Annotated in this window: 24 protein-coding genes and 2 rRNA genes (1 of these 26 running past the window's edge); 12 read left to right on the forward strand and 14 right to left on the reverse strand. The window is 73.9% G+C overall.

Annotation, left to right across the window (positions count from 1 at the left end; all coding sequences use genetic code 11):
• The 3 genes from AMOR_RS25430 to mtnP all read left to right on the forward strand — a co-directional run.
• Positions 1 to 853: ribosomal RNA gene (locus AMOR_RS25430) — 23S ribosomal RNA — on the forward strand (it extends 2125 nt beyond the left edge of the window).
• Between the two features lie 146 nt (positions 854 to 999).
• Positions 1000 to 1116, forward strand: a 5S ribosomal RNA gene (gene rrf, locus AMOR_RS25435).
• A gap of 146 nt (positions 1117 to 1262) precedes the next feature.
• Positions 1263 to 2141, forward strand: a complete 879-nt coding sequence (gene mtnP, locus AMOR_RS25440; protein WP_248355346.1) for an S-methyl-5'-thioadenosine phosphorylase — start codon at positions 1263 to 1265, stop codon at positions 2139 to 2141.
• A gap of 12 nt (positions 2142 to 2153) precedes the next feature.
• Here mtnP and AMOR_RS25445 read toward each other — a convergent pair whose 3' ends face one another.
• A complete protein-coding gene (locus AMOR_RS25445) occupies positions 2154 to 2837 on the reverse strand; it encodes a UdgX family uracil-DNA binding protein (RefSeq protein ID WP_248355347.1) in 684 nt (227 codons plus the stop codon).
• Positions 2838 to 2920: 83 nt separating this feature from the next.
• Between AMOR_RS25445 and AMOR_RS25450 the strand changes: the two genes are divergently transcribed.
• The 4 genes from AMOR_RS25450 (at position 2921) to AMOR_RS25465 (ending at position 5974) form a co-directional block, all read left to right on the forward strand.
• On the forward strand, positions 2921 to 4255 hold the full coding sequence (locus AMOR_RS25450; protein ID WP_248362609.1) for a DUF763 domain-containing protein: 1335 nt from the start codon (positions 2921 to 2923) through the stop codon (positions 4253 to 4255).
• A gap of 129 nt (positions 4256 to 4384) precedes the next feature.
• Positions 4385 to 5044: an RNA polymerase sigma factor gene (locus tag AMOR_RS25455; RefSeq protein ID WP_248355349.1), complete on the forward strand. Its 660-nt coding sequence runs from the start codon at positions 4385 to 4387 to the stop codon at positions 5042 to 5044.
• Positions 5041 to 5295, forward strand: coding sequence for an anti-sigma factor family protein (locus AMOR_RS25460; protein ID WP_248355351.1), 255 nt, complete (start codon positions 5041 to 5043; stop codon positions 5293 to 5295). The genes AMOR_RS25455 and AMOR_RS25460 overlap by 4 nt, the downstream gene beginning before the upstream one ends.
• A gap of 34 nt (positions 5296 to 5329) precedes the next feature.
• Complete coding sequence (locus AMOR_RS25465; protein WP_248355353.1) at positions 5330 to 5974, forward strand: hypothetical protein; 645 nt, start codon at positions 5330 to 5332, stop codon at positions 5972 to 5974.
• Between the two features lie 33 nt (positions 5975 to 6007).
• On the opposite strand, the gene AMOR_RS25470 is transcribed toward AMOR_RS25465, so the two are convergent.
• From AMOR_RS25470 to AMOR_RS25500, 7 genes are all read right to left on the reverse strand, one after another.
• Positions 6008 to 7396: a hypothetical protein gene (locus AMOR_RS25470; RefSeq protein WP_248355355.1), complete on the reverse strand. Its 1389-nt coding sequence runs from the start codon at positions 7394 to 7396 to the stop codon at positions 6008 to 6010.
• 3 nt (positions 7397 to 7399) lie between these two features.
• A complete protein-coding gene (locus AMOR_RS25475; protein WP_248355357.1) occupies positions 7400 to 9154 on the reverse strand; it encodes an NAD(P)/FAD-dependent oxidoreductase in 1755 nt (584 codons plus the stop codon).
• 41 nt (positions 9155 to 9195) lie between these two features.
• The gene (locus AMOR_RS25480) at positions 9196 to 9981 is read right to left on the reverse strand and encodes an MIP/aquaporin family protein (protein ID WP_248355359.1); all 786 of its coding nucleotides are present in this window, start codon (positions 9979 to 9981) and stop codon (positions 9196 to 9198) included.
• A 10-nt stretch (positions 9982 to 9991) separates the two neighbouring features.
• Positions 9992 to 11098 (reverse strand): glucose 1-dehydrogenase, encoded by a 1107-nt coding sequence (locus AMOR_RS25485; protein WP_248355360.1) that lies wholly within the window; start codon positions 11096 to 11098, stop codon positions 9992 to 9994.
• Between the two features lie 63 nt (positions 11099 to 11161).
• Positions 11162 to 13780, reverse strand: coding sequence for an MGH1-like glycoside hydrolase domain-containing protein (locus tag AMOR_RS25490; RefSeq protein WP_248355361.1), 2619 nt, complete (start codon positions 13778 to 13780; stop codon positions 11162 to 11164).
• 70 nt (positions 13781 to 13850) lie between these two features.
• The gene (locus AMOR_RS25495) at positions 13851 to 14183 is read right to left on the reverse strand and encodes a zf-HC2 domain-containing protein (RefSeq protein ID WP_248355362.1); all 333 of its coding nucleotides are present in this window, start codon (positions 14181 to 14183) and stop codon (positions 13851 to 13853) included.
• Positions 14184 to 14476: 293 nt separating this feature from the next.
• A complete protein-coding gene (locus AMOR_RS25500) occupies positions 14477 to 14782 on the reverse strand; it encodes a hypothetical protein (RefSeq protein ID WP_248355363.1) in 306 nt (101 codons plus the stop codon).
• A gap of 153 nt (positions 14783 to 14935) precedes the next feature.
• Between AMOR_RS25500 and AMOR_RS25505 the strand changes: the two genes are divergently transcribed.
• The 5 genes from AMOR_RS25505 to AMOR_RS25525 all read left to right on the forward strand — a co-directional run bounded on the left by AMOR_RS25505 (position 14936) and on the right by AMOR_RS25525 (position 18944).
• Positions 14936 to 15478 carry a DUF417 family protein gene (locus tag AMOR_RS25505; RefSeq protein ID WP_248355365.1) on the forward strand — a complete coding sequence of 181 codons (543 nt, stop codon included), beginning with the start codon at positions 14936 to 14938 and terminating at the stop codon, positions 15476 to 15478.
• Between the two features lie 156 nt (positions 15479 to 15634).
• On the forward strand, positions 15635 to 17209 hold the full coding sequence (locus AMOR_RS25510) for a GMC oxidoreductase (protein ID WP_248355367.1): 1575 nt from the start codon (positions 15635 to 15637) through the stop codon (positions 17207 to 17209).
• Between the two features lie 156 nt (positions 17210 to 17365).
• A complete protein-coding gene (locus AMOR_RS25515; RefSeq protein WP_248355369.1) occupies positions 17366 to 18031 on the forward strand; it encodes an RNA polymerase sigma factor in 666 nt (221 codons plus the stop codon).
• Positions 18028 to 18297, forward strand: coding sequence for an anti-sigma factor family protein (locus AMOR_RS25520; protein ID WP_248355371.1), 270 nt, complete (start codon positions 18028 to 18030; stop codon positions 18295 to 18297). Before AMOR_RS25515 ends, AMOR_RS25520 begins: the two co-directional genes overlap by 4 nt.
• Positions 18294 to 18944: a hypothetical protein gene (locus AMOR_RS25525; protein WP_248355372.1), complete on the forward strand. Its 651-nt coding sequence runs from the start codon at positions 18294 to 18296 to the stop codon at positions 18942 to 18944. The genes AMOR_RS25520 and AMOR_RS25525 overlap by 4 nt, the downstream gene beginning before the upstream one ends.
• 123 nt (positions 18945 to 19067) lie before the next feature.
• Here AMOR_RS25525 and AMOR_RS25530 read toward each other — a convergent pair whose 3' ends face one another.
• The 6 genes from AMOR_RS25530 to AMOR_RS25555 form a co-directional block, all read right to left on the reverse strand.
• Positions 19068 to 19382 carry an EF-hand domain-containing protein gene (locus tag AMOR_RS25530; RefSeq protein ID WP_248355373.1) on the reverse strand — a complete coding sequence of 105 codons (315 nt, stop codon included), beginning with the start codon at positions 19380 to 19382 and terminating at the stop codon, positions 19068 to 19070.
• 471 nt (positions 19383 to 19853) lie between these two features.
• Positions 19854 to 20279: an NUDIX domain-containing protein gene (locus AMOR_RS25535; protein ID WP_248355374.1), complete on the reverse strand. Its 426-nt coding sequence runs from the start codon at positions 20277 to 20279 to the stop codon at positions 19854 to 19856.
• A 90-nt stretch (positions 20280 to 20369) separates the two neighbouring features.
• Positions 20370 to 23504: an efflux RND transporter permease subunit gene (locus tag AMOR_RS25540; protein ID WP_248355376.1), complete on the reverse strand. Its 3135-nt coding sequence runs from the start codon at positions 23502 to 23504 to the stop codon at positions 20370 to 20372.
• Positions 23501 to 24619, reverse strand: coding sequence for an efflux RND transporter periplasmic adaptor subunit (locus AMOR_RS25545; RefSeq protein WP_248355378.1), 1119 nt, complete (start codon positions 24617 to 24619; stop codon positions 23501 to 23503). The genes AMOR_RS25540 and AMOR_RS25545 overlap by 4 nt, the downstream gene beginning before the upstream one ends.
• A gap of 26 nt (positions 24620 to 24645) precedes the next feature.
• The gene (locus AMOR_RS25550; RefSeq protein WP_248355380.1) at positions 24646 to 25362 is read right to left on the reverse strand and encodes a TetR/AcrR family transcriptional regulator; all 717 of its coding nucleotides are present in this window, start codon (positions 25360 to 25362) and stop codon (positions 24646 to 24648) included.
• Between the two features lie 135 nt (positions 25363 to 25497).
• A complete protein-coding gene (locus AMOR_RS25555) occupies positions 25498 to 26808 on the reverse strand; it encodes a GAF domain-containing sensor histidine kinase (protein ID WP_248355382.1) in 1311 nt (436 codons plus the stop codon).
• Positions 26809 to 26819 lie beyond the last annotated feature (11 nt).

Genomic DNA, 26819 nt, shown 5'->3' on the forward strand with positions numbered 1-26819 from the left:
GGCAAGACGGAAAGACCCCATGAACCTTTACTACAACTTGCCACTGACACTAGGAATTGCTTGTGTAGGATAGGTGGGAGCCTATGAACCCCGGGCGCTAGCTTGGGGGGAGGCAACGGTGAAATACCACCCTGGCGATTTCTGGTGTCTAACCTGGACCCCTCATCGGGGTTGGGGACAATGGCTGGTGGGTAGTTTGACTGGGGCGGTCGCCTCCCAAAAAGTAACGGAGGCGCGCTAAGGTTCCCTCAGCCTGATTGGAAACCAGGCGTCGAGTGCAATGGCATAAGGGAGCTTGACTGCGAGACCGACGGGTCGAGCAGGTGCGAAAGCAGGTCATAGTGATCCGGTGGTTCTGTATGGAAGGGCCATCGCTCAACGGATAAAAGGTACTCTGGGGATAACAGGCTTATCGCGTCCAAGAGTTCACATCGACGACGCGGTTTGGCACCTCGATGTCGGCTCATCGCATCCTGGGGCTGGAGCAGGTCCCAAGGGTTTGGCTGTTCGCCAATTAAAGCGGTACGCGAGCTGGGTTCAAAACGTCGTGAGACAGTTTGGTCCCTATCTGCCGTGGGCGTAGGAGAAGTGAGAGGATCTGTCCTTAGTACGAGAGGACCGGGATGGACGCACCGCTGGTGTACCAGTTGTCTCGCCAGAGGCATCGCTGGGTAGCTATGTGCGGAAAGGATAACCGCTGAAAGCATCTAAGCGGGAAGCCAACCTCAAGACGACTTCTCCCGGGCGCAAGCCCCTGAAGCCCCCTCGAAGACTACGAGGTCGATAGGCCGGAGGTGTACGCGCTGTGAGGCGCTCAGCTGACCGGTACTAATAGGGCGTGCGGCTTGGTCTCCCTCTTCTCAGGTCGTAGGTGACCTGCTCGAGGTCGAGATCGAGATGCTTCGATTAGAATCTCGCAACTCTGCCGCGCTGCGCGATGCTCCATTACCCTTCGTACGGTTGTCAGAAGGCTTCGTCCTTCTGCTCTTTATACAAGTTTGCGGTGGCTATATCGGTGGGGTCACACCCGTTCCCATCCCGAACACGGTAGTTAAGCCCACCAGAGCCGATGGTACTGCACCGGAAGCGGTGTGGGAGAGTAGGTCGCTGCCGCATCTTTTTGGCCCGCCCGCGCGATTCGCGCCGGCGGGCCTTTTTCTTTTCCGGCTCCGACTTTCCGTCCGGAACGACGCGATGTCCGCCCGTCCGGTGTCGGGGTAGATTCGACCCTTCGCCGCGACCGCGGCGCGAGGAGGCCTTCGATGTCTCGGGTGATGGTCGGAGTGATCGGCGGCACGGGGCTCGGCGAGGCGCTCGGCGCGCTCGGCGGCGGCGAGCTCCGCGAGGTGGACACCCCCTACGGTCGTCCCTCCGGCCCGATCACCCTCGCCGAGGTGGCGGGGGTCCCGGTGGCGCTCCTCGCCCGGCACGGCGAGGGCCACCTGAAGAACCCCTCCACCGTCCCCTACCGCGCCAACATCTGGGCGCTCAAGTCGCTCGGCGTCACCCACGTCCTCGCGAGCGGGGCGGTGGGGAGCCTGCGCGAGGAGGTCGCCCCGCGCCACCTCGTCATCCCGGACCAGGTGATCGACAAGACCCACCGGCGTCCGGGCACCTTCTTCGACGACCTCGCCGTGCACGTCGAGTTCGCGAACCCCTTCTGCTCGACCCTCCGCAACGTCCTCGTGAAGGCCGGGACCGGCTTCCCCACCCGCATCCACCAGGGCGGCACCTACGTCTGCATGGAGGGGCCCCAGTTCTCCACCCGCGCCGAGAGCGAGCTCCACCGCAGCTGGGGCGCCTCCCTCATCGGCATGACGGTGATGCCCGAGGCCAAGCTCGCCCGCGAGGCCGAGCTCTGCTACGCCCTCGTCGCCCTCCCCACCGACTACGACTGCTGGAAGCCGCACCCTGCCTCGCTCGACCAGGCCAGGCTCATCGAGGAGATCCTCGGCAACGTCAAGGCCGCGACCCAGAACGCGCTCGAGCTCGTCCGCCGCGCCGTCCCCCTCGTCGCCGCCCTCGACAAGCCCTGCTCCTGCCAGTCCGCCCTCGCCCTCGCCATCTGGTCCGACCGCTCCCGCCTCGCCCCCGACGTCAAGGAGCGCCTCCGGCCCATCCTCGGGCGCTACCTCGGGTAGGCGATCCCCGCCTCACGGCGGCGCCGGGAGCTCCTCCGCGCCGGCGCGCCCGGACCGGAGCGCGTCCGCGAGGCGCGCCAGGTCCTCGACGAATCGCGCCAGCTCCGTCCTCCGCGCCGCGTCGTCAGGGGCGCGGAGTATCGAGGACGGGTGGACCGTCGCCATCAAGATCGGCGCGAGGGGCGAGGCGAACAGCTCGCCCCGGTGCACGGTCACGCGGAACGTCCGGCCGAGGAGGGCCTGCGCGGCCGTCGCGCCGAGGCACACCAGCGAGCGCGGCCGAACGACGGCGATCTCCGCGGCGAGCCACGGATGACACGCGCGGACCTCCCCGGGAGACGGCTTCTGGTGGATGCGCCGCTTTCCGCGAGGCTCCCACTTGAAGTGCTTCACGGCGTTCGTGACGTACGCGGTGCTCCGGTCGATGCCGGCCTCGGCGAGCGCGCGATCGAGGAGGCGCCCCGCGGGGCCGACGAACGGCGCGCCGGTGAGATCCTCCTCGTTGCCGGGCTGCTCGCCGACGAGCATCACCTCGGCGTGGGGGCTGCCAGCCCCGAACACCGTCTGCGTGCCGCGCTCCCACAGCGGACACGCGCGGCACTCGCGAGCGGCCGCCCGGAGGGCGGGCAGGGTGGGGTGAGCGGGCACGAGCGGCTCCGCCGTCCCGGTGCCCGGCTCCCGTGCGCGCCGTGCCATGGGGAGAAGGTGGATCGCGCCGCGACGGCGGGCCGCCGGGGCGCGCGCGTGCGGCCCCGGTCCGCGAGGGTTACGTGACGGGCATGCCCGCCGGCGCGAGCCCCCGCCGCTCCCCCGGTCCGCGCGCCTCCGCGACGGGCACCGCGGACCTGCCCCTCCACGGGGGGCGCGTGCCGCCCTGGCTGTTCCAGCGCATGGCGCGCCTCGGGCGCGTCGTCGGCGAGGCCATCGTCCACGTGTACGGGCGCGCGGAGCTGCTCCGCCGCCTGTCGCATCCGTTCTGGTTCCAGGCGTTCGGCGCGGTGATGGGGATGGACTGGCACTCGTCCGGGATCACGACGAGCGTCGTCGGCGCGCTCCAGCGTGGGCTCGCGCCGCTCGAGGGCGAGCTCGGGCTGAAGGTCTGCGGAGGGCGCGGCCGGCACTCGCGCCGGACCCCCGAGGAGCTCGTCGCCTTCGGCGAGCGGTGCGGCCTGGACGGCGACGCGCTGGCGCGATCGAGCCGGCTCGTCGCGAAGGTCGACGGCGCCGCGGTCCAGGACGGGCACGCGCTCTACCTGCACGCGTTCGTAGTCGCGTCCGACGGCGCGTGGGTCGTGGTGCAGCAGGGCATGGATCCGGTGCGCCGGCGGGCGCGGCGGTATCACTGGCTGTCCGAGGGGCTGCGCTCGTTCGTCGAGGAGCCGCACGCGGCGATCGAGGGACGCCCGGGCGGCACGATCGTGAACCTGACGGATCGCCGGGCGGCGGCGGCGCGCGCGGCGCAGCTCGACCTCGTGCGCGGCGGGCCGGACCGCGTCGTCGCCGCGCTGCGCGGCCTCGACCGCGCGCCCCACCTGGACATGCCGGCGCACCACGATGTCCGGCCGGGCGACGTCGTGCTCCGGCGGCTGCACGGCGCGCTCGCCGCCGCCGCGGAGCGCGGCCCGCGCGACTTCGCGGAGCTCCTGCTCACCCCGGGCGTCGGCGCGCGCACGGTGCTGTCGCTGGCCCTCGCCGCGGAGGTGGTGCACGGCACGCCGTGCCGGTTCACGGATCCGGCGCGGTTCTCCCTCGCGCACGGCGGAAAGGACGGTCACCCGTTTCCCGTTCCGGTCCGCGTGTACGACGAGACCATCCGCGTGCTCCGGGGCGCCGTCGACCGCGCGAAGCTCGGAAGCGACGACCGCCTCGCCGCGATCCGCCGGCTCGACGCCGAGGCGCGGCGGCTCGAGGCCGTGGCGACGGGCCCGACGGTCGAGGCCTTCCTCGAGGCGGAGCGCGCCGCCAGCCCGGGCTACGGGGGGCGGACCGTGTTCGGGCCGGCCGGCGCCAACGCGCCCGGGCGGCGGCGCGAACGCTCCCCCGCTGCGGCCGTGGACGCGCGTACGGCCAGGGCCGCGGGCCCCACCCAGCTGTCGCTGCCGCTGCCGCGCTGAGAGCTGCCGCGCCGCCCGTCCGTCCCGGTCCGCCGCGGCGCCGGATGGGGCGTCCGCGTAACGCGCACCCCGGCCCCCTCCACCTCTCGCCGCCAGGACGGCGGCGCCCGGGGCGCCGGGGAGGTCGGGGTGCAGCGCGCGACGATGGTCGGGACCCCAGCAGAGCGGCCCGACGAGTGGGAGCTGGTCGCGGCCCTCCGCGCGGGGGACGAGGCGGCTTTCCTCGAGCTCGTGGGCCGGTACCACCGATCGGTGGTCCGCGTCGCGCGGGCGTACCTCGGCAGCGATGCCGCCGCCGAGGACGTGGCCCAGGAGGCATGGCTCGGCGTGCTGAAGGGCATCGACGCCTTCGAGGGGCGCTGCTCGGTGAAGACGTGGATCTTCCGGATCGCGGTGTACTGCGCGAAGACCCGTCGCGCGCGCGACGGGCGCCTGGTGCCGATGTCCGCGCTCGAGGAGGACGGCGAGGACGAGCCGGCGGTCGATCCGGATCGGTTCCAGCCGGACGGGGCCCGCTATGCGAACAACTGGTCGCGGCCGCCCGAGCCGTGGGCGGAGGAGCGGCTGATGACGAGCCAGGCAGCGGCGCTCGTGAAGCAGGAGATCGAGCGCCTGCCCACCAACCAGCGGGCGGTGATCACCCTGCGCGACGTGGAGGGGCTCGACTCGGGGGAGGTCTGCGAGGCCCTCGGCCTCTCCGACGGTAACCAGCGCGTGCTGCTCCACCGCGCCCGGTCGAAGGTCCGCGCCGCCCTGGAGCGGCTGATGAGCGATGGGGGTGGTCGATGAGCGCGCCCGATCCGAAGGAGCTGTCCTGCCGGGAGCTGGTCGAGCTCGCCTCTGACTACGTCGAGGGCCGGCTGTCGCTCGGAGACCGCACCCGCTTCGAGATGCATCTCTGCTGGTGCCCGCCCTGCCGGACCTACCTCCGCCAGATCAGGGAGACCATCGAGACGGCGGGCCGCCTCACCGAGGAGGACCTGGGCGCCGGCGCACGCGAGGCCCTGCTGGCGGCATTCCGCGGCTGGAAGCAGTCCTGACCCTGACCTCCAACGGCGCTCGAGGAGGATGCCCGTGATCGCGTACAAGTTCCTGTCCCAGGGCGCGGTGGGGCCGTTCACCGGCTTCCGCTGGCCCGTGCCCGCCGCCGGTGAGCCGGGCGCCTGGGTGGACGCGCCACGCCCGGGGCGGGACCTGGGGGTCCACGCCTGCCGGACCGCCGATCTGCCGTACTGGCTCGACGACGAGCTCTGGCTCGCCGAGCTGGACGGTGAGCTCGCCGTCGGCGAGCACCAGGTGGTCGGCGCCCGGGGCCGGCTGCTCGCTCGCATCGAGGACTGGGAGCGGGAGGCCCGAGGCGCGTTCGGCATCGACTGCGCCCTCCGGCTCCGGGCCCGGGCCGTCGAGGCGCTCCGGGCGGCGGGGGACACGCGCGCGGCGGAGGCGCTCGCGGCGGCGGGGGACGTCGCCGCCATCCCCGAGGCGGCGCGCGCGGCGGAGGCGGCTGCCCGTGGCGATGCGGCGCTCGTGGCGGCCTTCGCGGGCGACGCCGCCGGCCTGGTGCTGGCCGGGAACGCGCCGAGCGCAGCGTACGTGTGCGCCCGCGCTGCGGCCGCGATCGAGGGCGGGCCGCATGGGTTCGCCGGCGAGCGCGCGCGGCAGGCGGCGTGGATCGCCGCGCGCCTCGCGCTCGATCGCGGCGATGCGACCAGCGCGTGAGGCGGGGCGCCGCCCGGCGAGGGCCGTTCGGCGTCACCCCAGCAGGATCGGCAGCAGGACTCCCGTCCCGAGCGCGAACACCCACAGCGCCGGCGCGGGGGTCCCCGACGGACGCCGGCGGCGGGCGGCTCGCGCCGCGAACCGCGGATCGAGCAGCAGCCACCCGGCGTGGCGCCGCTCGAGCGCGAGGAACGCCTCCGCCGTCACCACGCCGAAGCCGAGGTGGCCGACGAGCGCGGGCAGCAGCGCGCTCGCCGCCGCCGGCGTCCAGGAGAAGGTGCCGCCCGCGAGGATGGGCGCGAGCGTGAGCGGGTCGAGGTACCAGCGGACGAGCCCGTAGACGAGCCCCCAGGCGATGGCGGAGCCGCGGTCCGGCGCCTCGTCGCGGAAGAGCAGGCCGTAGGCGGCGCCGAGGAGCGCGGACACCGCGAGGCTCTCGCCGAACGCGCCGGGTCGCGCCGGCATCGCGCCCGCGGCCACGAGCGCCGCGTCGAGGAGGAGCCCGCCCGCGACGCTCGCGCCGGCCCCCCACCTCACCGCGCGCAGCAGGTTCAGGCCTGGCCCCTCCGGCTCGCGGCGGATCGGATCCGAGCCGGTGAAGAGCCCGACCCAGAGCCGGTCCACCGCTGCGTAGAGCAGGCCGGCGAGCAGCCCGTACACGACGTGGCCGACGAGCGAGCCGAACAGCGCGGCTCCGCGCTGCCACGACCAGTCCAGGGGCCGCCCGAGCCAGAGCGGCATCACCGTGAGGGGACCCACGAACCACCAGAGGATGCCGTAGCCGAGCCCCCAGCCCATCCCCGATCCGAAGCCCCGCAGGTCGCGCTGGAACAGGACCCCGAGGCTCATCCCGATGACCACCGCGATGACGAGGTGGACCGTCATCCCGACGGCGATCGACGTGGAGCCCACCAGCCCCGCGACGAGCGGGAAGAAGCCCGCCTGCGCCATCCACCGGCCGAACGCGACCCCGCCGGCGATCCCGGCGAGCCCACCGACGACGAGCGCGCGCGCCCAGGCGAGCCGCGGACCCTCCGCGCGGCGGGAGAGGGCGCCGAGCGTGCCCAGGGCGAGGCCGAGCGGCGCACCGAGCAGCACCAGCGCGGCGACCAGCTCGGGGAACCGTGCACGCGCCGCGTCGAGCATCGCCATCGAGCCGGACGGCGCGAGCCCGGCCCCGGCCCGATCGCTCCCCCCGGCGAGGGCGACGAGCCAGAGCAGGAACGCGAAGGCGAGGCCCCAGGTGAGCCCGGCGCCCGGGCTCGTCGCGCGCCGCCGGGCGAGGGCCGCGAACGCGGCGCCGGCCGCGGCGCCGGCCACGGGACCCGCCGGCATCCCGGGCACGGCGCGCGCCGCGAGCGCGCCGCCGGCGGCGCCGACCGCGGCCGCGATGAGGAAGGGGAGGGCGGGAGCGATCTTCATGGCTCACCTCGTGACGGGGGCGGATCGCTCGTCGGCGATCCGGACGATGTCCCGCGGGAAGAACAGCTCGAGCGTCCAGTCGGACAGGACGCGAACCTTCCGGTCCAGGCCAGGCAGCTTCGAGAGGTAGATGGCGCGCCAGAGGAGCCAGGCGAGGAGACCCGAGAAGCGGATGCTCCGCCCGCGCGTGAACGGGATCCGCAGCTCCGCGCAGGCGGTCTGGTGGCCGATGACGCAGAGCGCGCCGAGCGAGGCGAAGCGGAAGGGCCGGGGCTCCTCGCCCCGGAGCGCGGCGAGGACGTTCCGGGCGAGCTGGCGCCCCTCGCGCAGCGCGAACTGCGCGGTCGGCGGACAGGGCCTCCCGGTGACGGCATCGGTGATCGCGGCGCAGTCGCCGCCTGCCCAGACGCCGGGCCATCCGGGCACCGCCAGGTTCGCGTCCACCTGGATCGCTCCTCGGCGATCCCGCTCGACGGGCAGCAGGCCGAGGAGCGGGCTTGGGCGCGCGCCGGCGGTCCACACCAGCGTCGCCGCGTCGACGGTCGCCGGCGGCTCCAGGACGACCGCGCCCGGCCGCGCGTCCGCGACGCGGGCGCCGAGCGCGAACTCGACGCCGCGCTCCCGGAGCCGCGCCTCCGCGTACGCTCCGAGCGACGCGGACAGCTCCGGCAGGATCCGGTCTCCGGCGTGGACGAGCAGCACGCGAACGTCCTGCGGCGACAGCCCAGGGTAGTCGGCGAGGGCGCCGCGCGCGAAGTCGTTCAGCGCGCCGGCGAGCTCCACGCCGGCGAAGCCGCCACCGGCGACGACGAAGGTGAGGTGCGCGGCCCGGGCGGCGGGATCCGGCTCGCGCTCGGCGCGCTCGAGCGCGTCGATGACCCGGTTCCGGATCCGGGTGGCCTCGCCCAGGGACTTGAACCCGATGGCCGTCGCCTCGATGGCGGCGCTGCCGAAATAGTTCGTCACCGCGCCCACCGCGACGACGAGCTGATCGTACGGGAGCGTCCGGCCGGGCCCCCCGTCGCTGGCGCGGAGGACGACGGCGCGCGCCGCGAGGTCCACGCGGGCGATCTCGCCCCGGACGACCGCGGTCCGGTGGAGGCTCGAGCGGAGCGGCGTCGAGATGTGCGTCGGCTCGAGCGAGGAGCCGGCCACCTCGGCCAGCATGGGCGTGAAGAGGAGCGCGTTGGTGTCGGAGACGAGCGTCACCTGGACCGAGCGGTCCGCCTCGAGCAGCCGCTCCAGCTCCCGGGCGCAGGTGAAGCCAGCGAAGCCGCCGCCGAGGATCACCACCCGGCGCGGCGGGGGCAGCGGCGCGGGCGCGGCAGCCGGCGCGGGGCCGAGCGCGCGGTCCGCCGCGGCGGCCAGGCCGTGCGCGAGCGCGCCGAGCCCGGCGCCGAAGAGGACGAACCCGACCAGCGCGGGGAGGAGCGCGCGCAGCTCGGCGGCGGACCAGCGCGGCGCCGCGCCACCGAGGAGCGGCACCAGCACCACGGCGACGAGCACCCAGAGCGGCAGCCCCAGCGCGGCGCCGGACATGAGCGATTCGCCGGGGGTGGATCGACGGAACAGCGCCGGCCACGCGACTCCGGCGAGCGCGCCGGTCGCGAGGGCCGCGCCGACGCCGAGCGACGGCGCGAGGAGGGGCGCCGCGACCACGCCCGCGGCCACGCCGAGGATGGTCGCCCGGGTCCGCGCGGGCGCGGCCGCCATCAGCGTCCGGAGCCCCTGGCGGGGCGCGGGGCGACGATGCGCCACCGCCCCACCGTCCGCGCCTTCCACGGTACGACTCGCGCCGTTCATGCGGCCCTCCGGGCGACGGCGGCGGGCTTCCCCTGGCCGCAGAAGAGACAGGGGACGTCCGGTGCGTGGTGGAGCTTCGCGCACGCGCGCGTCGCCCGCCGCCGCATGACCGCGGCGGCGGCGAGCATCCCGAGCGGCGGGGCAGCGAGGTAGATCCAGAGCGTCCCGAGCTCTCCCGCGACCAGCGCGGACCCGGCGGAGCGGGCCGGGTTCATGCTCATTCCCGAGAGCGGCGCCTCGAAGGTGATGTACAGCGCGACCAGCGCCCCGGCGCAGACGCCGGTCCACGCCGCGCGCCGCGACGAGGAGACGGCGAGGACGACGGTCATCAGGACGAACGAGATCAGCGCCTCGGCCGCGAAGGCGGCTCCGGAGCCGGCGGGGCCCGGGCGCGTGGTGACGAAGTGGACGGCAGGGTGGGCGAGCCGGTCGCCGAGCACCGCGCGCGCGAGGAGCACCCCGGCCGTCGCGCCGGCGAGCTGCGCCGCGACGTAGAACGCCGCGTCGCGTCGGCGGACCTTGCCGAGCCGGAGGAACGCGAGCGTGACGGCCGGGTTCACGTGCGCCCCCGAGCGCTTGCCGGGCGGCGAGTAGACGATCGCGACCGCGGTCGCGCCCATCGCGACGCCGAAGAGCGCGCGCCGCGCGAGCGGCGCCTGGATCGCTCGCGTCGCCGCGGACGCGGGGTGATCGAGCAGGACCGCGAGGAGACACGCCACCGCCATGAACGCGGCGAGCAGCGCCGCCTCGGCGAGGTACTCGCGCCAGTGGAGCTCCCTCATCGGTCGCCCCTCATGACGCGGCGACCTCGCAGTAGACCTTGATCGCGTCCCGCGCGCCGCCGTTCAGCTTGTCGAACAGCTCGCTCACGCGGTCGAGCCCCTTCACCGGGTGCGTGAGCAGGCTCGCGAGCCAGCCGGGGTGGGCGGACTCGGCGTGGGCGAGATCGCGGACGCCCTGCTCGAAGTACTCGCGGTTCGCGTTCACGGTCCCGACCATCACCTTGTTCCCGAGGACGAAGCCGAGGTTGAGCCGGTCGGCGTCCACCTCGATCCGTCGCTCCCCGCCCGTCACGGAGGAGAGGACCAGGACGCCGTTCTTCGCGAGCGCCTCCATGCCGTCGAAGACGAGGGGCGAGAAGCCGGAAGCCTCGAGGACGAGGTCGTACGCACCGTCCCGGCGGGACGCGTCGGGGACGCTCGTCTCGGAGGTGATCACGTACCGCGCGCCGAGCGCCTCGACGAGCGACGCGTTCCGGTTCGGCCGCGGAGCCTTCCCGAAGGTGGTCACGTCGAACCCGCGCAGCCGGAGGACGAGGGTCGCGAGGAGCCCGATCGTCCCCGCGCCGAGCACCGCCGCGCGGCGTGGGTGCCACACGCGGAGGCGGCGCTGGATCTCGTACGCCTGGGCGATGCCCTTCTCCACGACGGTGAGCGGCTCGAGGAGGACGCCGACCTCCCGCGCGCCGCGGGGGACGGCGACCACGTGATCGGCGGAGTCCACGTAGTGCTCGGAGAGGAAGCCGTGGAGGAGGTTGATCCCGCGCTCCAGGTAGACGTCGTCGGTGGTCATGTCCTGGGTGCCGATGGCGTCGTAGAGGCTGCGCCCCGGGCGCCTCACGGTGGCCACCACGAAGTCGCCGGGCGCGAGCTCCGTGACGGCGGGGCCGACCGCCTCGACCTGGCCGAAGTTCTCGTGGCCGAGGATGAGGTACGGCTCGCCCGCCGGAGCCCGGCCGTACTGCGCGTCGTTGATCTCGCGGTCGGTCCCGTCGACGCCGACCCGCAGCACCTTCACGAGCACGCCGCGGCCGTCCGGCACGTCCGCGACGCTCGGCCGCCGCGCCTCGACGACCTGCGCGCTGTGCTTTTTCCCCGGGGTGACTGCGATCGCCTTCATCGTGCCGGTTCCTCCTCGCGAGAGCTGCGTGATGCCGGTGGGTCTCGGCGGCGCCCGCCGCCGTTACGCGGCCTTCGCGATGAGCGCCGCGACGAGCCCGGTCCAGCCGGTCTGGTGGTTCGCGCCGATGCCCGCGCCGTCGTCGCCGTGGAAGTACTCGTGGAAGAGGAGGTGATCCCGGAAGTGCGGGTCCTCCTGCAGGAGCCTCGTCCCGCCGAAGCAGGGGCGGCGCCCCCGCGCGTCGCGGAGGAAGATCCGCGAGAGGCGGTTCGCGAGCTCGTCCGCCACCTCGCCGAGCGTCGCCATCCTCCCCGAGCCCGCAGGCAGCTCGACCCGGAACCCGTCGCCGAGGTAGCGGTGGAACTTCCGGAGCGACTCGATGAGCAGGAAGTTGGTCGGGAACCAGATCGGCCCGCGCCAGTTTGAGTTCCCGCCGAAGAGGCCGGACGACGACTCGGCCGGCTCGTACCGGACGCGGTGGACCATCCCGTCCACCGGCAGCTCGAAGGGCCGGTCCCGGTGGACCGCCGAGACCGAGCGGACCCCGTAGTCGGAGAGGAACTCCGACTCGTCGAGCATGACCCGGAGCAGCTTCCGGAGCCGGTCCGGCGAGACGACGGAGAAGAGGCGCCGGTCCTCCTCTCCGCGCGTCCGCATGCACGCGACGCCCTCGGTGAGATCCATCCGGTGGTCGATGAACCACTCCAGGCGGCGGAGGAACGCCGGGAACTTCTCGAGGAGACCGGAGGGGAAGCTCTCGACGGCGAAGAGCGGGATGAGCCCGACCAGGGAGCGGACGCGGAGCGGGATCTCCTCTCCGGCGGGCGTGTGGAGGAGGTCGTAGTAGAAGCCATCCCCCTCGTCCCAGAGCCCCATCGTGTTCATCGCCCGCGCGATGTGGACGAAGTGCTCCCAGAACTTGGACGCCACGTCCTCGTACTCCGGCTCCTCGCAGGCGAGCTCGAGCGCGATCGAGAGCAGGTTCAGGCTGTACATCGCCATCCAGCTCGTGCCGTCCGACTGCTCGAGGTGGCCGCCGGTGGGCAGCGGCGCGCTCCGGTCGAACACGCCGATGTTGTCGAGCCCGAGGAACCCGCCCTGGAAGACGTTCTTCCCCTCCGCGTCCTTGCGGTTCACCCACCAGGTGAAGTTCAGCATCAGCTTGTGGAAGACGCGCTTCAGGAAGGCGCGATCGCCGCGACCGGTCCGCCGCCGCTCGAGGTCGTGGACCTTCAGCGCCGCCCAGGCGAGGACGGGTGGGTTCACGTCCCCGAACGCCCATTCGTACGCCGGGATCTGGCCGTTCGGGTGCATGTACCACTCGCGCAGGAGGAGGAGCAGCTGCTCCTTCGCAAAGTCCGCATCGACGAGCGCGAGGGGCACGCAGTGGAAGGCGAGATCCCAGGCCGCGAACCAGGGGTACTCCCACTTGTCCGGCATGGAGAGGACGTCGGCGTTGTAGAGGTGCGGCCAGTCCGCGTTCCGGCCGCGCGCGCGGGCCTCGGCGGGCTTGGGCTGCGCGGGATCGCCCGCGAGCCAGTCGCGGACCACGTAGTGGTAGAACTGCTTCGACCAGAGCATCCCCGCGAGCGACTGGCGGAGGACGTGGCGCTCGTCCGCGGAGAGGCCGGAAGGGGCGACGGCCTCGTAGAACTCGTCAGCCTCGCGCCGCCGCGCGGCGAGGACCGCGTCGAAGTCGCGCCCGACCTCGGAGCCGTCGTCGAGCCCCCCGCGGCGGAGCCGGAGCTTCACCACCGCGGCACCGCCCGCCGGGACGAGCGCGCGGTAGCGCGCCGCGCACTTGGTCCCGACCCGGTCCGGGTTCACCGCCTCCCGGCGGCCGTCCACGACGTACGCGTGGAACGCGTCCTTCACGTGATGCACGCCGTTCGGCGCCCCGAAGAGCCGGGACACGTTCGTGTCATTCTCCGTGAAGAGCAGCTCGGGGGCGCCCTCGCAGTGGAGGACGTACTCCCCGAGCGCCGCGTGCCGGGCCCGGACCCGCGCCGTCCCCGGCTCCGCGCGCACGGACGGGCGCTGCCGCTCGCCGTTCCAGCTCCAGGTGTTCCGGAACCACAGGGTGGGGAGGAGCTCGAGCGGCGCCGGGTCGGGGCCACGGTTCACCGCCTCGATGCGCACGAGCAGGTCGTCCGGGCTCGCCTTCGCGTACTCGACGAACACGTCGAAGTACCGGTCGCCCTCGAACGCGCCGGTGTCCCAGAGCTCGTACTCGAGGTCCTTGCGCGAGCGGCGCTGGTTCTCGGCGACCAGCTCGGCGTAGGGGAACGCGCGCTGCGGATACTTGTAGAGCATCCGCATGTAGGAGTGCGTCGGCGTCGAGTCGAGGTAGTAGTACAGCTCCTTCGGGTCCTCGCCGTGGTTGCCCTCGCTCCCGGTGAGGCCGAACATCCGCTCCTTCAGGATCGGGTCCTTCCCGTTCCACAGCGCGAGGGCGAAGCAGAGGAGCTGGTGGCGATCGGAGACGCCGGCGATCCCGTCCTCGTTCCAGCGGTAGGCGCGCGAGCGGGCGTGGTCGTGCGGGAGGTAGTCCCAGGCCGTACCGTGCTCCGAGTAGTCCTCACGCACCGTTCCCCAGGCGCGCTCGGACAGGTACGGGCCCCAGCGCTTCCAGTGCGCCTCGTGGCGCCGCGACTCCTCCAGCCTCCGCTCCTCTGCCGTCATCCCCGTGTCTCCTTGCGCGCGCCCGGCCGGGCGACGTCGCCGGTGCTGGTGCGCGAGAGGGGGTCGGGCGTTACGCGCCTCCGCCGCGCGTCCTCTTCGACGCCGACCGCTGCGCGCCCCTCCTCGGCTCGGAGCCCGTCGAGCGAGCCCGGTCCGCCTTCCACGCGCGGAAGGCGCGCAGGAGCGGTGCGTGCGCGCCGGCGGGGAGGGAGCGCTCCGACAGCCGGCCGGCGGCGCGCAGGACGGTCCGGAGCTGGGCGAGGTAGGCGCGGCACCCCTCGCAGTCCGCGAGGTGTCGCTCCAGGCGGCGCCGCTCCGCAGGGCGGAGCGCACCCTCGAGGTAGGCGGTGACCAGCTCGACGAGCTCGCGGCAGCCGAGATCGCTCGCCGGCGCGGCGCTCATCGCGCCGCCGAGGGCCGGGCCAGGAGGAGCGCGTGACCGTCGGGATCGCGGACCAGCGTCGCCTGCGCGGCGCCGAGCCGGGAGCCTTCCAGCGACCGGGTGCCGCGCGAGATGGGGGCGGGAGGCCCTCCGCGAAGGACGGGTGGACCGCCTCCATGTCGACCACGGTCGAAGTCCATCTCGCTCTCCTCGTCGGGCGGCGTGGCCGCGCTCCAGGCGCCGGCTCGCCGCGTGGAGTCTGTCCGGCGGTGGGGTCCGTTACGCCGCCTCGCGCGGCGTCACGCGGGCCCGGTTCACGCGGCCCGCTGCGCTCGCCAGCTCTCGACGTGCCCGGCCTCGAGGGTCGGGTGGGCGTCGCCGGCGAAGTACGCCCGCGACTCGAGCCGGCCCGCGTGACCGAGCGCCTCGGCCGCCTCGCGCCGGTCGAGGAAGCGTCCCGACCCGTCCACGAACCCGGCCTGCCACTCGTCGAGATCGGCCTCTGCGCCCCCGGGGAGGAGCGTGATGTCGTGGCAGGGACCGGTGCCGATCACCGCGCCCGTCGTGCGGCTGCGGAACGCCGCCTGCCTGAAGCCGACCTGCTGGACCGCGCTCGCCATGACGTCCTCCCCTTCGCTGCGGGAGGAGAGCGCGGTCGCGGGCGCAGCGTTACGCGGCGACGTCCGGGGTGGTCGCGTAACGAGAGCGGGCGGCGGGACACCGATTGGTCGGAGCGGGATCACCCCCGCCATCACCTGATCCGAGGAGATCGCATGCCTTCCATGGAGAACGACACGAGCCGCAGCCGCACGACCGACCCGGTGGACGTCCGCATCGCCCGGCTCGAGGACACCGGGATCGGTGTCCTGCGCTACGGGCTCGTGTTCCTGCTCGTCGTCATCGGCACCGCCAAGTACTTCGCCTTCGAGGCGCAGGCCATCGAGCCGCTCGTCGCCCACAGCCCCTTCCTCTCCTGGATGCTGGGTGCGTTCGGGCTCCAGGGCACGTCGGGCATCATCGGCACCCTCGAGGTCGCGACCGGCCTCGCGATCGCCTCGCGCCGGCTCTCGCCGGCCCTGTCCGCGGGTGGGTCGATCGCCGCGGTCGTGACGTTCCTCACGACGCTCTCGTTCCTGTTCTCGACGCCGGGCGCGTTCTCGCTGAAGCACCCGGCGGGTGCATTCCTGATGAAGGACGTGGTCCTGCTCGGCGCATCCATCGCCACCGCCGCCGAGGCGCTCCGCGCGTCGCGGGCGAGGGCGAGCCGGAGCGCGGCTCCGGTCGGCGCGCTGTCGGCGACCCGGGCCATGTCGTAGCGCGAGGGGCTCGTTCTGCGAGCCTGGCGGTCGGGGCCGGGGACGCGCACGCCGCGTCCCCGGCCTCTTCACGTCGGGGCTCACGCGGAGCGAGGCACCGCGCCGGCGTCGGTCGGCCCCACGTAACGCCCGCGTGTTCGACACAGACAGGTGGCCATGACCGACACCACCAACCGTCACGACGTGATCATCATCGGGACCGGCGCCGGCGGCGGCACCCTCGCCCGCCGGCTCGCGCCCTCCGGCAAGCGCATCCTCCTCCTCGAGCGCGGGGACTTCGTCCCGCGCGAGAAGGAGAACTGGGACCCCCGCGCGGTGAACCTCGAGGGCCGCTATCAGGCGAGGGAGACCTGGCGGACCGTGGACGGCGAGGCGCTGCACCCGCACACCAACTACGGAGTCGGCGGGAACACCAAGATGTACGGCGCCGCGCTGTTCCGGCTCCGGCGCGAGGACTTCGGCGAGCTGCGGCACCACGGCGGCGTGTCGCCCGCGTGGCCCATCTCCTACGACGATCTCGAGCCCTACTACCGCGAGGCGGAGCGGCTCTACCACGTCCACGGCCAGCGCGGGGAGGACCCGACGGATCCGGGGTCGCCGGAGCCGTACCCGCACCCCCCGGTCTCCCACGAGCCGCGCCTCGCGCAGCTCTCGGAGGATCTCGCGCACCAGGGCCTCCGGCCGTTCCACACGCCGCTCGGGATCATGCTCGACGAGCGGAACCGCCGCGCCAGCCGCTGCATCCGGTGCGGCACCTGCGACGGCTATCCCTGCCTCGTGGGCGGGAAGTCCGACGCGCAGACGTGCGCGGTGGACCCGGCGCTCGAGTACCCGAACGTCATGCTCCTCGTGAACGCGAAGGTCACGCGCCTCGAGACCAGCCACTCGGGCCGCGAGGTCACCAGGGTGATCGTCGAGCGGGAGGGCCAGCGCGAGGAGCACAGCGCGAGCGTCGTGGTCGTCTCGGCGGGTGCCATCAACTCGGCCGCGCTGCTGCTGCGGTCGGCGAGCGACCGCCATCCGGCCGGCCTGGCGAACGGGTCCGGCGTCGTGGGCCGGCACTACATGGGCCACGTGAACTCGGTGCAGATGGCGATCTCGCGGTGCCCGAACCCGACGGTGTTCCAGAAGACGCTCTCGGTGAACGACTGGTACCTCGGCGACGACGCGTTCCCGCATCCGATGGGCCACGTGTCGTTCGTCGGGAAGCTCGACGCGGTGACGCTGCGAGGCGGCGCGCCGCCGCTCGTACCCGGCTTCACCCTCGAGCTCATGGCCCGCCACTCGCTCGACTTCTGGCTCACGAGCGAGGACCTGCCGGACCCGGAGAACCGGGTGACGCTCGACCGTGACGGCAACGTCGTCCTCGCTTATCGCCCGAACAACGAGGAGGCCCACCGGCAGCTCACCGCCCGCCTGAAGGCGTCGATGGGCCGGCAGCGGACGTGCCCGATCCACGGGCGCGACTGCCACCGGGGCCTCTTCGCGCGGTCGCTCTACGTCGGCCAGCGCATCCCGCTCGCGGGCGTCGCGCACCAGAACGGCACGATCCGCTTCGGTCGCGACCCCGCCACGAGCGCTCTCGACCCGAGCTGCAAGGCTCATGAGCTCGACAACCTGTACGTCGTCGACGCCAGCTTCTTCCCTTCGTCCGGCGCCGTGAACCCGGCGCTGACGGTGATGGCCAACGCGCTCCGCGTGGGGGACCACCTCCTCGACCGGCTCCGGTGAGGGCGGCGCATGGCGGCCCTCGCCGCGGTCCGACCGAGCGGCCGCACGCGAGCTCCGGCGCCCAGCCGCCCCGTCCCCATCGAGGCGCGGTGACGTCGGCCGCCCCGGGCTACATCGGGTGCGCGTTCGCCGGTGCGGACGCTCCGGGGGACGCGGATGCAGCCGGGCGCGTCGCGAGCGGTGGACGTCGGGACGGAGGCCGAGGCCCGCGAGCTGGCGGCGCTCCGCGCCGGCGACGAGGCCGCCTTCCTCGCGCTGGTGACGCGGAATCACGGCCCCATGGTCCGGCTCGCGACGACCTTCGTCCGCAGCAGGGGCGTCGCCGAGGAGGTCGTCCAGGAGACCTGGATCGGCGTCCTGAAGGGGCTGCACCAGTTCGAGGGGCGCTGCTCCCTGCGGGCGTGGATCTACCGGATCCTCGTGAACTGCGCGAAGTCGCGCGCGGTCCGCGAGGTGCGCTCCGTGCCGATGTCCGCGCTCGGGCGCGTGGACGACGAGGACGGGCCCGCGGTGCCGGCGGAGCGTTTCCGAGGCGAGAGCGAGCGCTGGGCCGGACACTGGTCGGAGCCCCCCGAGCCCTGGCCCGACGCCCGCGTCGAGTCGGGCGAGATCGCGGCGCTCGTCGCCGCGGCGCTCGAGACCCTGCCCGAGGCACAGCGGACGGTGATGTCGCTCCGCGACGTGGATGGGTGGGAAGCGGACGAGGTGTGCGCGCTCCTCGGGATCACCGAGGGCAACCAGCGCGTGTTGCTGCACCGCGCCCGCTCGAAGGTGCGCGCGTTCGTGGAGGAGAAGGTCGGGCGGGAGGGGCGGCCGTCATGAAGCTCGGCGTCCCCGACCTCGCCTGCCAGGAGCTCGTCGAGCTCGTCACGGACTACGTCGAGGCGAGGCTGCCGGTCGACGAGCGCACCCGCGTCGAGCTGCACCTCGCCTACTGCGACTGGTGCCAGACGTACCTGCGCCAGATGCGCGAGGTTCGCCGGAGCGCCGGCTTCCTCCGGCTGACGGAGGAGACGCTCGAGCCCGAGGGCCGCGACGCGCTGCTCGCGGCGTTCCGCGGGTGGAAGTCGGGCGGGGAGGGGCCGTGATCGCCTGGAAGTTCCTCGCGGAGGGCGGGATCGCGCCGTTCACCGGGTTCCGCTGGCCCGCCGACGGCGGCTGGGTCGGCGCGCCGGCGGAGCGCTCCGACGTCTGGATCCACGCCTGCCGCCTGCGGGACCTGCCCCACTGGCTCGGCGCGGAGCTGTGGACCGTCGAGCTCACGGAACCGGTGCAGGAGCGGCGATACCAGGTCGTCGCCCCGCGCGGGCGCCTCCTCGGACGCGTGACCGCCTGGGACGGCGCCGCCGCCGGCGCGTACGCCCGCGCCTGCGCGCTGCGGGCCCGGGACCTCGCGCTCCCGCATCTCGAGCCAGCGCTCCGCGACGCGCTCGCCGGGGCCGCGGAGCTCGAGGCGATCGTGGCCGCGGCCTCCCCCGGCGGACCGGAGCCCGCGCCGCGCGCCGCGCTGCTCGTGGCGGACGCCGCGCGCTATGCGCTCCGGGCCGGGCGCGCCCCGGTCGCCGTGCCCGCCACCGCCGCGTACATCGTCGCGACGCTCGCCTCGACCGTCGGGGACGGGCTCGCCGCGTTCGAGGCGGAGCGGGCCTGGCAGGCGCGGTGGCTCGAGGAGCGGCTCGGTCTCGCGGACCGGGCCGCTCCCCTCGACGCCGACGCTCCCGTCGGCTTCGCGTGAGTTGCCGGCGCGGTCCACGTCGTCACGCTCCGTCACTCCCTCCCGCTCGCGCTGCCGGACACGAAAGGACCCGGCCGCGCTGGGGCGGCCGGGTCCGGTCGAGTCGCGCCTCTCGCGCGCGTCTCACTGCTTCGCGACGCCCGAGCCCGTCTTCCCCATGAACTCGTTGGTGTCGACCTTGCCATCGTGGTTCCGGTCCATCCGCTCGAAGAACTCCTCCTGGAACTTCATGAACTCCTCGCGCGTCACGTACCCCTTCCCTTCCTTGTCCATGGCGTGCATGACGTCCATCGGCTTCATCTTCGAGAGCTGCGGGAACCCGCGGGCCTCGTCGGTGCTCGTGGGGGTGGTGGCGCGCGCGACGGGCGCGACGGCGACGCCGGCCAGGAGGGCGGCGGCAGCCAGGGTCTTGCGGCTCAGCAGCTTCGTTCGGGGCATGATCTCTTCTCCTTGCGGGGAGGGCTTCTCGCTTCGTGAAAGCATCCCGCACTCCGTCTCTCGTCGCCGTGGAGCGTTACGGGCCCCGGCTCGCCGCGCCGCCGTCGGGTGGGCACCCTCGACGGAGAGGCCCGGACGCCTTCCCCGTGAGAAGGCGCCCGGACCTCTCCTCGCCCGCGGTGCAGGCGCGGCGGCTCGGTTCTCGACGATCGGGGCGGGACGTGCCGTTCGCCCCGGGCGCTGTCGACGTCTCACCGGTCGCGCGGCGGGGCGGCGCCGTTCACACGGCCGCCGCGCCGCGCGCCCGTCCACCGGACGGCGCCGCGCCACGTCGCCGGCGCGACGCCGCCGGGCCGGGCGCGGACGAACGCGAAGCGCCCGCGCGCCCACGCGGCGCCGGCGTCGGCCGTCTCCGACGCTTCGGCGCCGGCAGCACGGGGAGGAACAGCGCGAGCGCGAGGGCCTCCCAGGTCATGCGGCAGGAGCGGCGAGCGCCAGCGCTGCGAGCTGCCGGACGTTCTCGGGGCAGGAGAGGCCCGCGAGCTCCTCGGGCCGGACCCAGCGCGCGGCGTCCCACTCGTCGCACGCGACGAGCTCGCGGGTGGCGACGTCCGCCACGAAGGCGAAGTTCAGGTGGAGCCCCTTCGAGCCGGCGAGGTGCTCCTCGTAGCCGATGAGGCCCGCGGGCGTGCCGTCCACGCCGAGGCCGGCCGGGAAGCCTCCGGAGAGGCCCGTCTCCTCGCGGAGCTCGCGGCGCGCGGCCTCGAGCGGCGTCTCGCCAGCCTCGATCTCGCCGCCGACCGGGAGCCACGTCCCGAGCCGGCGATGGCGGATCAGCAGGATCGCTCCTGCGTTGCGGCAGAAGATGGCGACGGAGAAGGCGCGGCGTTCGGGCATGGTCGACCTCGGGCGAGGGACGCCCCCCGGCCATGCACGGACGGGCGGGCGCGGTGGAGGGGGATGGCGGTCGCGGGGACGGGATCGCGGTCAGCCGCCTGCGGCTTCTCGCGCCGCCGCGTGCGGCGGTGCGGCCGGCTCCTCGGGGACGGGCGCCAGCGGCACCGCGCGCGGCCGGCGGCGCAGCTTCCCGCGGACCCGCTCGACCCAGACGAACACGACCGGCACGACCCACAGCGTCAGCATGGTGGAGGTGATCACGCCGCCGATCACCGCGATGGCCATCGGGGAGCGGAACTCGCTCCCCATGCCGCGCCCGAGCGCGGTCGGGAGCATGCCGAGCACCATCGCGCCGCTCGTCATGAGGATCGGGCGGAGCCGGCGCGGGCCGGCCTTGCGCATCGCCTCGTCCGGCGCGTCGCCCTCGCGGAGGTGCTGGAGCGCGCCGTCGACGAGGAGGATCGCGTTCTTCGTCACGAGCCCCATGAGCAGGATGATCCCGATGAGCGAGCCGAGGCTCACGGACTTGCCGGTCACGAACAGCCCGAGCACGGCGCCGACGAGCGCCAGGGGCAGGGAGAGCATGATGGTGAACGGGTGGACGAGCGACTCGAACTGGCTCGCGAGCACGATGAAGATGAAGACGATCGCGATGAGCAGCGCGAGGCCCATGTTGGCCTGCGAGTCCTTCTGCTCCTTCTGCATCCCGTCCCAGATGTACCCGTAGCCCGCCGGCAGGGCGTGCCCGTCGAGCTTCGCGTGGAGCGCCTCGACGGCGCTCCCGAGGTCGTGGCCCGGGGCGATCTGCGCCCAGATCGAGATCTTCCGCTCGCGGCGCTCGTGCTCGATCACGGCGGGGCTGGTGGAGCGCTCGAGGCGGGCGACCTGGGCGAGGGCCACCGGGCCCTTGGGCGTCGCGACCCACATCGACTCCATCGCGCCGGCGGACTCCCGGTCCTCGCCCGCGAGGCGCACCCGGATCTCGGACTCGCGGCGGCCCTCCCGCAGCTTTCCGGCGACCTCGCCCTGCGTCGCGAGCCGGACCTGCAGCGCGATGGCGCCGGCCGGGACGCCGGCGCGCGCGGCCTCCTCGCGGTCGACGTCGACGTGCAGCTCGGGCTTGCCGGGGGAGTCCTTGAGCTGGACGTCGGTGAGCGCGGGGATCTCCGCCATGGCGGCGACCATGAAGTCCGCCTCCTTGCGGAGCTGCCCGAAGTCCCGCCCGGTGATGTGCATCAGGATCGGCGGCCAGTCCCCGAGCCCCTCCATCATCGGCGGATCGGACACGGCGCGCGTCGCGAGCCGGTCGTCGATGGCGAGGATCTCGCGGATCCAGTCCTTGTAGCGGTCGATGCCGTCGGGACGCGCGTTCTTGTCGACGAGGTTGACGCGCCAGCGGATGCTGCGCGCGTCCTCCTGGTAGCCGACCGTCGAGTAGACCGCGGTCACGCCCGGGAGCGCGCGGACGCGGTCCTCCAGGGCCGCGCTGCGGCGGGACGAGGTCGCGAGGCTCGTGCCCGGCGGGTACTCGAGGTTCACGATGAGCTGGTTCCGGTCCTCCTTCGGCGAGAACTCGGAGCCGAGGCGGGGGAAGAGCGCCAGCGTTCCCACGAACAGGAGGACGGCCGCGCCGAACGTGATCCAGCGGTGCCGCAGCACCCACGCGAGCGTCCCCGCGTAGAACCGGTCGATCGCCTCGAACCCGGCGCGGATCCGGGCGACCGGCCGGGACGCGTGGCGCTCCTCGCCCGGGACCCGCGCCTTCGCGAGGCGCGCGGACAGCATCGGGTCGAGGGTGAAGGCGACGAAGAGCGAGATGAGCACCGCGACCGTGATGGTGAGGCCGAACTGCCGGAAGAACTGCCCGGTGATGCCCTGCATGAACGCGACCGGCACGAACACCGCGACGAGCGTGAACGTGGTGGCCATCACGGCGAGGGCGATCTCCTGGGTGCCGCGGCTCGCGGCCTGGGCGGGCGACTCCCCGCGCTCGAGCCGCCGCGTGATGCTCTCGCGGACGACCACCGCGTCGTCGATGAGGAGGCCGATGGCGAGCGACAGGCCGAGGAGCGTGAGCTGGTTCAAGGAGAAGCCCATCGCGTACATCATGAAGAGCGTCCCGACGACGGAGGTCGGGAGCGCCAGCGCGGAGATGAAGGTGCCGCGGAGGTCCAGGAGGAACAGCAGGATGATGAGGATCGCCATCGCGCCGCCGAAGTAGATGGCGAGCCAGACCTCGTGGGCGTTCGCCTCGATGGTCGTCGACTGATCCACGAGCACCTGCGCCTGGAAGCCCTGCTCCTTCTCGAGCTGCGGCAGGAGCCGCTTCACGGCGTTCGCGACCTGGGCGGAGTTGGCGCCGGCCTGCTTCACGACCTCGACCGCGACGGCCTCGACGCCGTTGGTCCGGACGACGGTCTTCTCCTCCTTCGCGCCCTTGCGCACGAGCGCGACGTCCTGGAGGCGGACGAGCGAGCCGTCCGGCCCGGCCGCGACCGGCATGCGCCGGAGCTGGTCCACGTCCTGGAACTCGCCGCGGACGCGGATCCCGACCTCGGTCGAGCCCGTCGGGAACTTGCCGCCGGGAAGGTCGAGGTGCTCGCCCTGGACGCGCCTGAACACCGCGTCGGGGCCGAGGCCGAGGGACTGGAGGCGGTCGCGGAACAGCTCGACCGAGAGCTCGGGCTCGGCGCCGCCCACGATCCGCACCGCCGCCACGCCCTCGATCTGCTCGAGCCGCGGCCGGATCTGGTCGTCCATCTTCTCCCGCAGCGCGATGGGATCCTGGCCGGACGCCGCGGAGAACACGATCACCGGCTGGGCGGAGATGTCGTACTGCGCGATCACCGGCGCGTGCGCCCCGACCGGCAGCTGGCCCTGCGCGACGCCCACCTTGTCCCGCGCGTTCTGGACCGCCTCGCCGAGCGGCACCGACAGCTTGAACTGGATGAACACCATCGACACGTCCTCCCGGGACCAGGAGAAGACCTTGTCGATGCCGGCGATGGACGAGACCGCGTCCTCGATCGGGCGCGTCACCGTCTCCTCGATGTCCTCGGGGCTGGCGCCGGGGTAGAGGGTGCTGATGGTGACGAACGGGAACGTGACGTCCGGGTAGAGGTCGGTGCCGAGGCGGAGGTACCCGAGCACCCCGAGGACGAGCAGGGTGACGGACATCATGGCCGTGAAGACCGGCCGGCGGATCGCGACGTCGGAGAGCGTCATCCGCGCACCTCCGCCAGCGGCGTGCCCTCGGCGATGCCGAGGGGCGGGTTCTCGACGACGCGCAGGTCGGGCGGCCAGGGCTTCCCGTCGTCCGGCGCGACCAGCGCCGCATCGCCGTCCTCTCCGAGCAGGCGCACCGGGAGGCCCCTGGCCTTCCCGTCCCGTCCAGCGACCCACACCGCGTACCCGCCGGCGCGCTGGACGAGCGCTGCGGACGGGACGCGCCACGTGTCGCGCTCGGCCCCGCGGGGGAGCTCGGCGCGCGCGAACGCGTTCGCGAGGAAGCGCCCCGCGGGGTTCGGGACCGAGAGCTCCACCGGCACGCGGTTCGTGGACGCGTCCACCGCCGGGACGACGACCGAGACGGTGGCGTCGCCACGCGCGCCGGTCACGGGGACCGCGACGATCGCCCTCGCGCCGGGCCGGAGCTCGACGGCCTCCTCCTGCGTGAGGGACGTCTCGAGGACCAGCTCGCGGGTGGTCACGAGCGTCACGACGGGGAGGCCGGCCGCGACGGCGATCCCGATCCCGTCCGGTACCTTCGTGACGACGCCGGGGAACGGGGCGACGAGCGCGTGGTGCGCGAGGTTCACGCGCGCCTGCTCGAGCTGCGCCTCGGCGGCCGCGAGCTGCGCGGCGGCCAGGTCGCGCTGGGCCCGCGCCTGGAACGCCTGCGCCTCCGACGCGCCGTCCTCCTGCCGCAGGCGCGCCACGCGCGAGTGCGCGTCGTCGGCGAGCGCGAGCTGCGCCTTCGCGGCCGCGACCGCGGCCTCCGCCTGCCGCCGCGCGGCCGAGGCCGCACCGTCGTCGAGCGCGGCCAGGAGCGCCCCCTCGCGCACCTCCTGCCCGCGCTTCACCGCGACGCGCAGCAGCGTGCCCGCGACGGAGAACGCGAGCGGCGAGGCCTGGCGCGCCCTGAGGGTGCCGGTGGCGGTCACCTTCGGCGCGAAGCGGACGCGCTCGGGGAGGGCGAGCCGCGCGGGCGCCGGAGCGGGCCCGGAGGTCTTCGCGGCGGCGCCTGGGGCCGGCGCGCTCGCGGCGGGTGGAGTCGCGCTCCCGCCGCGCTGGCAGGCCGCGAGGAGGAGGGCGAGGGCGGCGAGGTGGAGCCGAGGCATCGCGGGATCCTTTCGTGACTCTCGGGTCAGGGAGCAGGGCGGGGCGGGCGCCGCCGGCGCGCGGGAGATGCCGTCCGGGCGGAGGCGCGACGCGTGGACGCGGCGCGGGCGGGCGACGCCGGCTCGCGCATCCCCTCGTAGACGACGCGCAGGAAGGACCGGGTCCAGGCCAGGAGATCCGGCTTCCGCTCCATGTCGAGCATGCGGCGGGCGAGGCCGTCGTACGTGCCGACGATCACGTCGGCGACCACCGCCGGGTCGACGTCGGCGCGCATCCGGCCCGCGGCCTGCTTGTCGGCGATCCGGCGCGTCGTGAGCGCGTGCATCTGGCGGCGGAAGTCCTGGAGCAGCGCCGCGTACCGCGGCCCGCCCGAGTCGAGGATCGCGAGCATGAAGCGGTGGCGCCAGAGCGCCTCGATGATCTCCGCGTCCACGTCGCACTCGAACTCGATCTGCTCCTCGACGAGCTCCGCGCCGCGCTCTCCCGCGTGCTCCAGCGCGAAGCGCTCCTCCGCGTCCTGGCGGCGCGCGACCTGGTCCGCCATGGCGCCGAAGAAGCGCTGGAGGAGCGCCTCGAACACCTGCTCCTTCGTGTCGAAGTGCAGGTAGAAGGCGCCCTTCGACAGGCCGGCGCGGCGCGCGATGTCCTCGACGCGCGCGCCGGCCAGGCCGTGCGCCGCGAACTCGGTGCGCGCGGCGTCCAGGAGGCCCTCGCGGGCGGCGGGGTTCGGAGGACGAGCCATGCGCCGACCGTAGCGGACCCGGCGCGAGCGCTGCAAGTGCAAACTGACCGGCGGGTCAGAAACGAGTGGGGGCAGCGCATCGAGGGGGGAGCCTAGCGCGCCGGCGCCTGGCGCAGCGGGACGCACCCCGCTGCGCTACGGCCGCGGCGGCGTCGGGATCGTGAACAGGAAGGTGGCGCCGCGGCCGGGCGCGGCCTCGACCCAGACGCGCCCGCCGTGCGCCTCGACGATGCCCTTCACGATGAACAGGCCGAGCCCGTGGCCGCGCTTCTGGGTTCCGGCCGGTTGCCAGTAGCGGTCGAACAGGTGCTCGACGACCTCCGCGGCGATCCCGGGTCCGTCGTCCTGCACCGCGAACCGCAGGCCCTCGGGCGTGCGCTCCGCGCGGATCCGGATCCCGGCGCCGTCCGGCGAGAACTTCATCGCGTTCCCGACCAGGTTCGCGATCACCTGCACGATGCGATCCGGGTCCCACGAGACCGGCGGCAGGTCCCCCGGGACGAGCACCTCGAGGCGCTGGCCATGCTCCGCCGCGAGCGCCTCGAGCGGCTCCACCGCACGCGCCACGACGGACAGGGGCGTCTCGGGGCGCCGCTGGAGCTGCAGCCGCCCCGCCTCGATCCGCGCCAGGTCGAGGAGGCTGTCGATGAGCCGGTTCATGCCGCGAAGCGTGCGCTCGAGCTTTCCGAGCAGCACCTCGCCCTGCGCCTTCTTGGGCTCGTCGACGAGGCGCGCGAGCCGCTGGATGCCGAGCAGCATCGCCGCCATCGGGTTCTTGAGGTCGTGGGACACGATCGAGAGGGTGTCCTCGCGCGCCTGCACCGCACGCTCGACCTCCTCGAACAGCAGCGCGTTCTCGAGCGCCATGGCGGCGCGCGCGGCGAGGTCCTCGGCGAGCGCGAGGTCCGGCGGACTGTAACGGCGGGTCGACTCCGCGAACGCGAGCGTCATCACGGCGCGCGTCCGCCCGCGGGCCCGGAGCGGCAGGATCAGGTACGAGCGCGGCCGGAGCCGTCGCAGCGCGACGAGATCCTCGGGCTCGCCGGGTGCGGGCGGCGGGACGGCCTCGACGAGCTGCGAGCGGCCGGTGGCGACCGCGCCGGCGACCCCCGCCGCAGCGCCGGGCGCGAGCGGGAAGGTCCGCGGGAGCGTGCGCGCGAGCGGCTCGAGGTCGGGGTTCCAGTGCTCGGCGGCGATCCGCTCGGCGTGCGCCTCTCGCACGAGGTCGACGAGGCACCAGTCGGCGAGGTGAGGCACCACGAGCTTCGCGAGGCGCCCGAGGGTCGCCTGGTGACCGCGGGCGTCCTCGAAGAGCGCCACCGTGAGGTGCGACAGGAACGCGATCTGGCGCTGCGTCTCCTCGAGCTGCGCGCGCAGCGCCTCGTCGGGCGACGGTCGCGTCGCGGGGGTGGGCGCCTGGCCCGGAGGGAGGGGCGGGACGGCCATGCGCGGTCTTC

Source organism: Anaeromyxobacter oryzae (assembly GCF_023169945.1).
Taxonomy (GTDB): Bacteria; Myxococcota; Myxococcia; order Myxococcales; family Anaeromyxobacteraceae; genus Anaeromyxobacter; species Anaeromyxobacter oryzae.

What these genes read in the sequence shown, in the direction of transcription:
- AMOR_RS25460 (WP_248355351.1), top strand. Translation starts at nt 5,041, where the DNA reads ATGAGCGCGCCCGATCCGAAGGAGCTGTCCTGCCGGGAGCTGGTCGAG.
- AMOR_RS25480 (WP_248355359.1), bottom strand. Translation starts at nt 9,981, where the DNA reads ATGAGGGAGCTCCACTGGCGCGAGTACCTCGCCGAGGCGGCGCTGCTC.
- AMOR_RS25555 (WP_248355382.1), bottom strand. Translation starts at nt 26,808, where the DNA reads ATGGCCGTCCCGCCCCTCCCTCCGGGCCAGGCGCCCACCCCCGCGACG.
- mtnP (WP_248355346.1), top strand. Translation starts at nt 1,263, where the DNA reads ATGTCTCGGGTGATGGTCGGAGTGATCGGCGGCACGGGGCTCGGCGAG.
- AMOR_RS25450 (WP_248362609.1), top strand. Translation starts at nt 2,921, where the DNA reads ATGCCCGCCGGCGCGAGCCCCCGCCGCTCCCCCGGTCCGCGCGCCTCC.
- AMOR_RS25445 (WP_248355347.1), bottom strand. Translation starts at nt 2,837, where the DNA reads ATGGCACGGCGCGCACGGGAGCCGGGCACCGGGACGGCGGAGCCGCTC.
- AMOR_RS25520 (WP_248355371.1), top strand. Translation starts at nt 18,028, where the DNA reads ATGAAGCTCGGCGTCCCCGACCTCGCCTGCCAGGAGCTCGTCGAGCTC.
- AMOR_RS25490 (WP_248355361.1), bottom strand. Translation starts at nt 13,780, where the DNA reads ATGACGGCAGAGGAGCGGAGGCTGGAGGAGTCGCGGCGCCACGAGGCG.
- AMOR_RS25530 (WP_248355373.1), bottom strand. Translation starts at nt 19,382, where the DNA reads ATGCCCCGAACGAAGCTGCTGAGCCGCAAGACCCTGGCTGCCGCCGCC.
- AMOR_RS25470 (WP_248355355.1), bottom strand. Translation starts at nt 7,396, where the DNA reads ATGAAGATCGCTCCCGCCCTCCCCTTCCTCATCGCGGCCGCGGTCGGC.
- AMOR_RS25540 (WP_248355376.1), bottom strand. Translation starts at nt 23,504, where the DNA reads ATGACGCTCTCCGACGTCGCGATCCGCCGGCCGGTCTTCACGGCCATG.
- AMOR_RS25545 (WP_248355378.1), bottom strand. Translation starts at nt 24,619, where the DNA reads ATGCCTCGGCTCCACCTCGCCGCCCTCGCCCTCCTCCTCGCGGCCTGC.
- AMOR_RS25535 (WP_248355374.1), bottom strand. Translation starts at nt 20,279, where the DNA reads ATGCCCGAACGCCGCGCCTTCTCCGTCGCCATCTTCTGCCGCAACGCA.
- AMOR_RS25485 (WP_248355360.1), bottom strand. Translation starts at nt 11,098, where the DNA reads ATGAAGGCGATCGCAGTCACCCCGGGGAAAAAGCACAGCGCGCAGGTC.
- AMOR_RS25550 (WP_248355380.1), bottom strand. Translation starts at nt 25,362, where the DNA reads ATGGCTCGTCCTCCGAACCCCGCCGCCCGCGAGGGCCTCCTGGACGCC.
- AMOR_RS25505 (WP_248355365.1), top strand. Translation starts at nt 14,936, where the DNA reads ATGCCTTCCATGGAGAACGACACGAGCCGCAGCCGCACGACCGACCCG.
- AMOR_RS25500 (WP_248355363.1), bottom strand. Translation starts at nt 14,782, where the DNA reads ATGGCGAGCGCGGTCCAGCAGGTCGGCTTCAGGCAGGCGGCGTTCCGC.
- AMOR_RS25515 (WP_248355369.1), top strand. Translation starts at nt 17,366, where the DNA reads ATGCAGCCGGGCGCGTCGCGAGCGGTGGACGTCGGGACGGAGGCCGAG.
- AMOR_RS25510 (WP_248355367.1), top strand. Translation starts at nt 15,635, where the DNA reads ATGACCGACACCACCAACCGTCACGACGTGATCATCATCGGGACCGGC.
- AMOR_RS25495 (WP_248355362.1), bottom strand. Translation starts at nt 14,183, where the DNA reads ATGAGCGCCGCGCCGGCGAGCGATCTCGGCTGCCGCGAGCTCGTCGAG.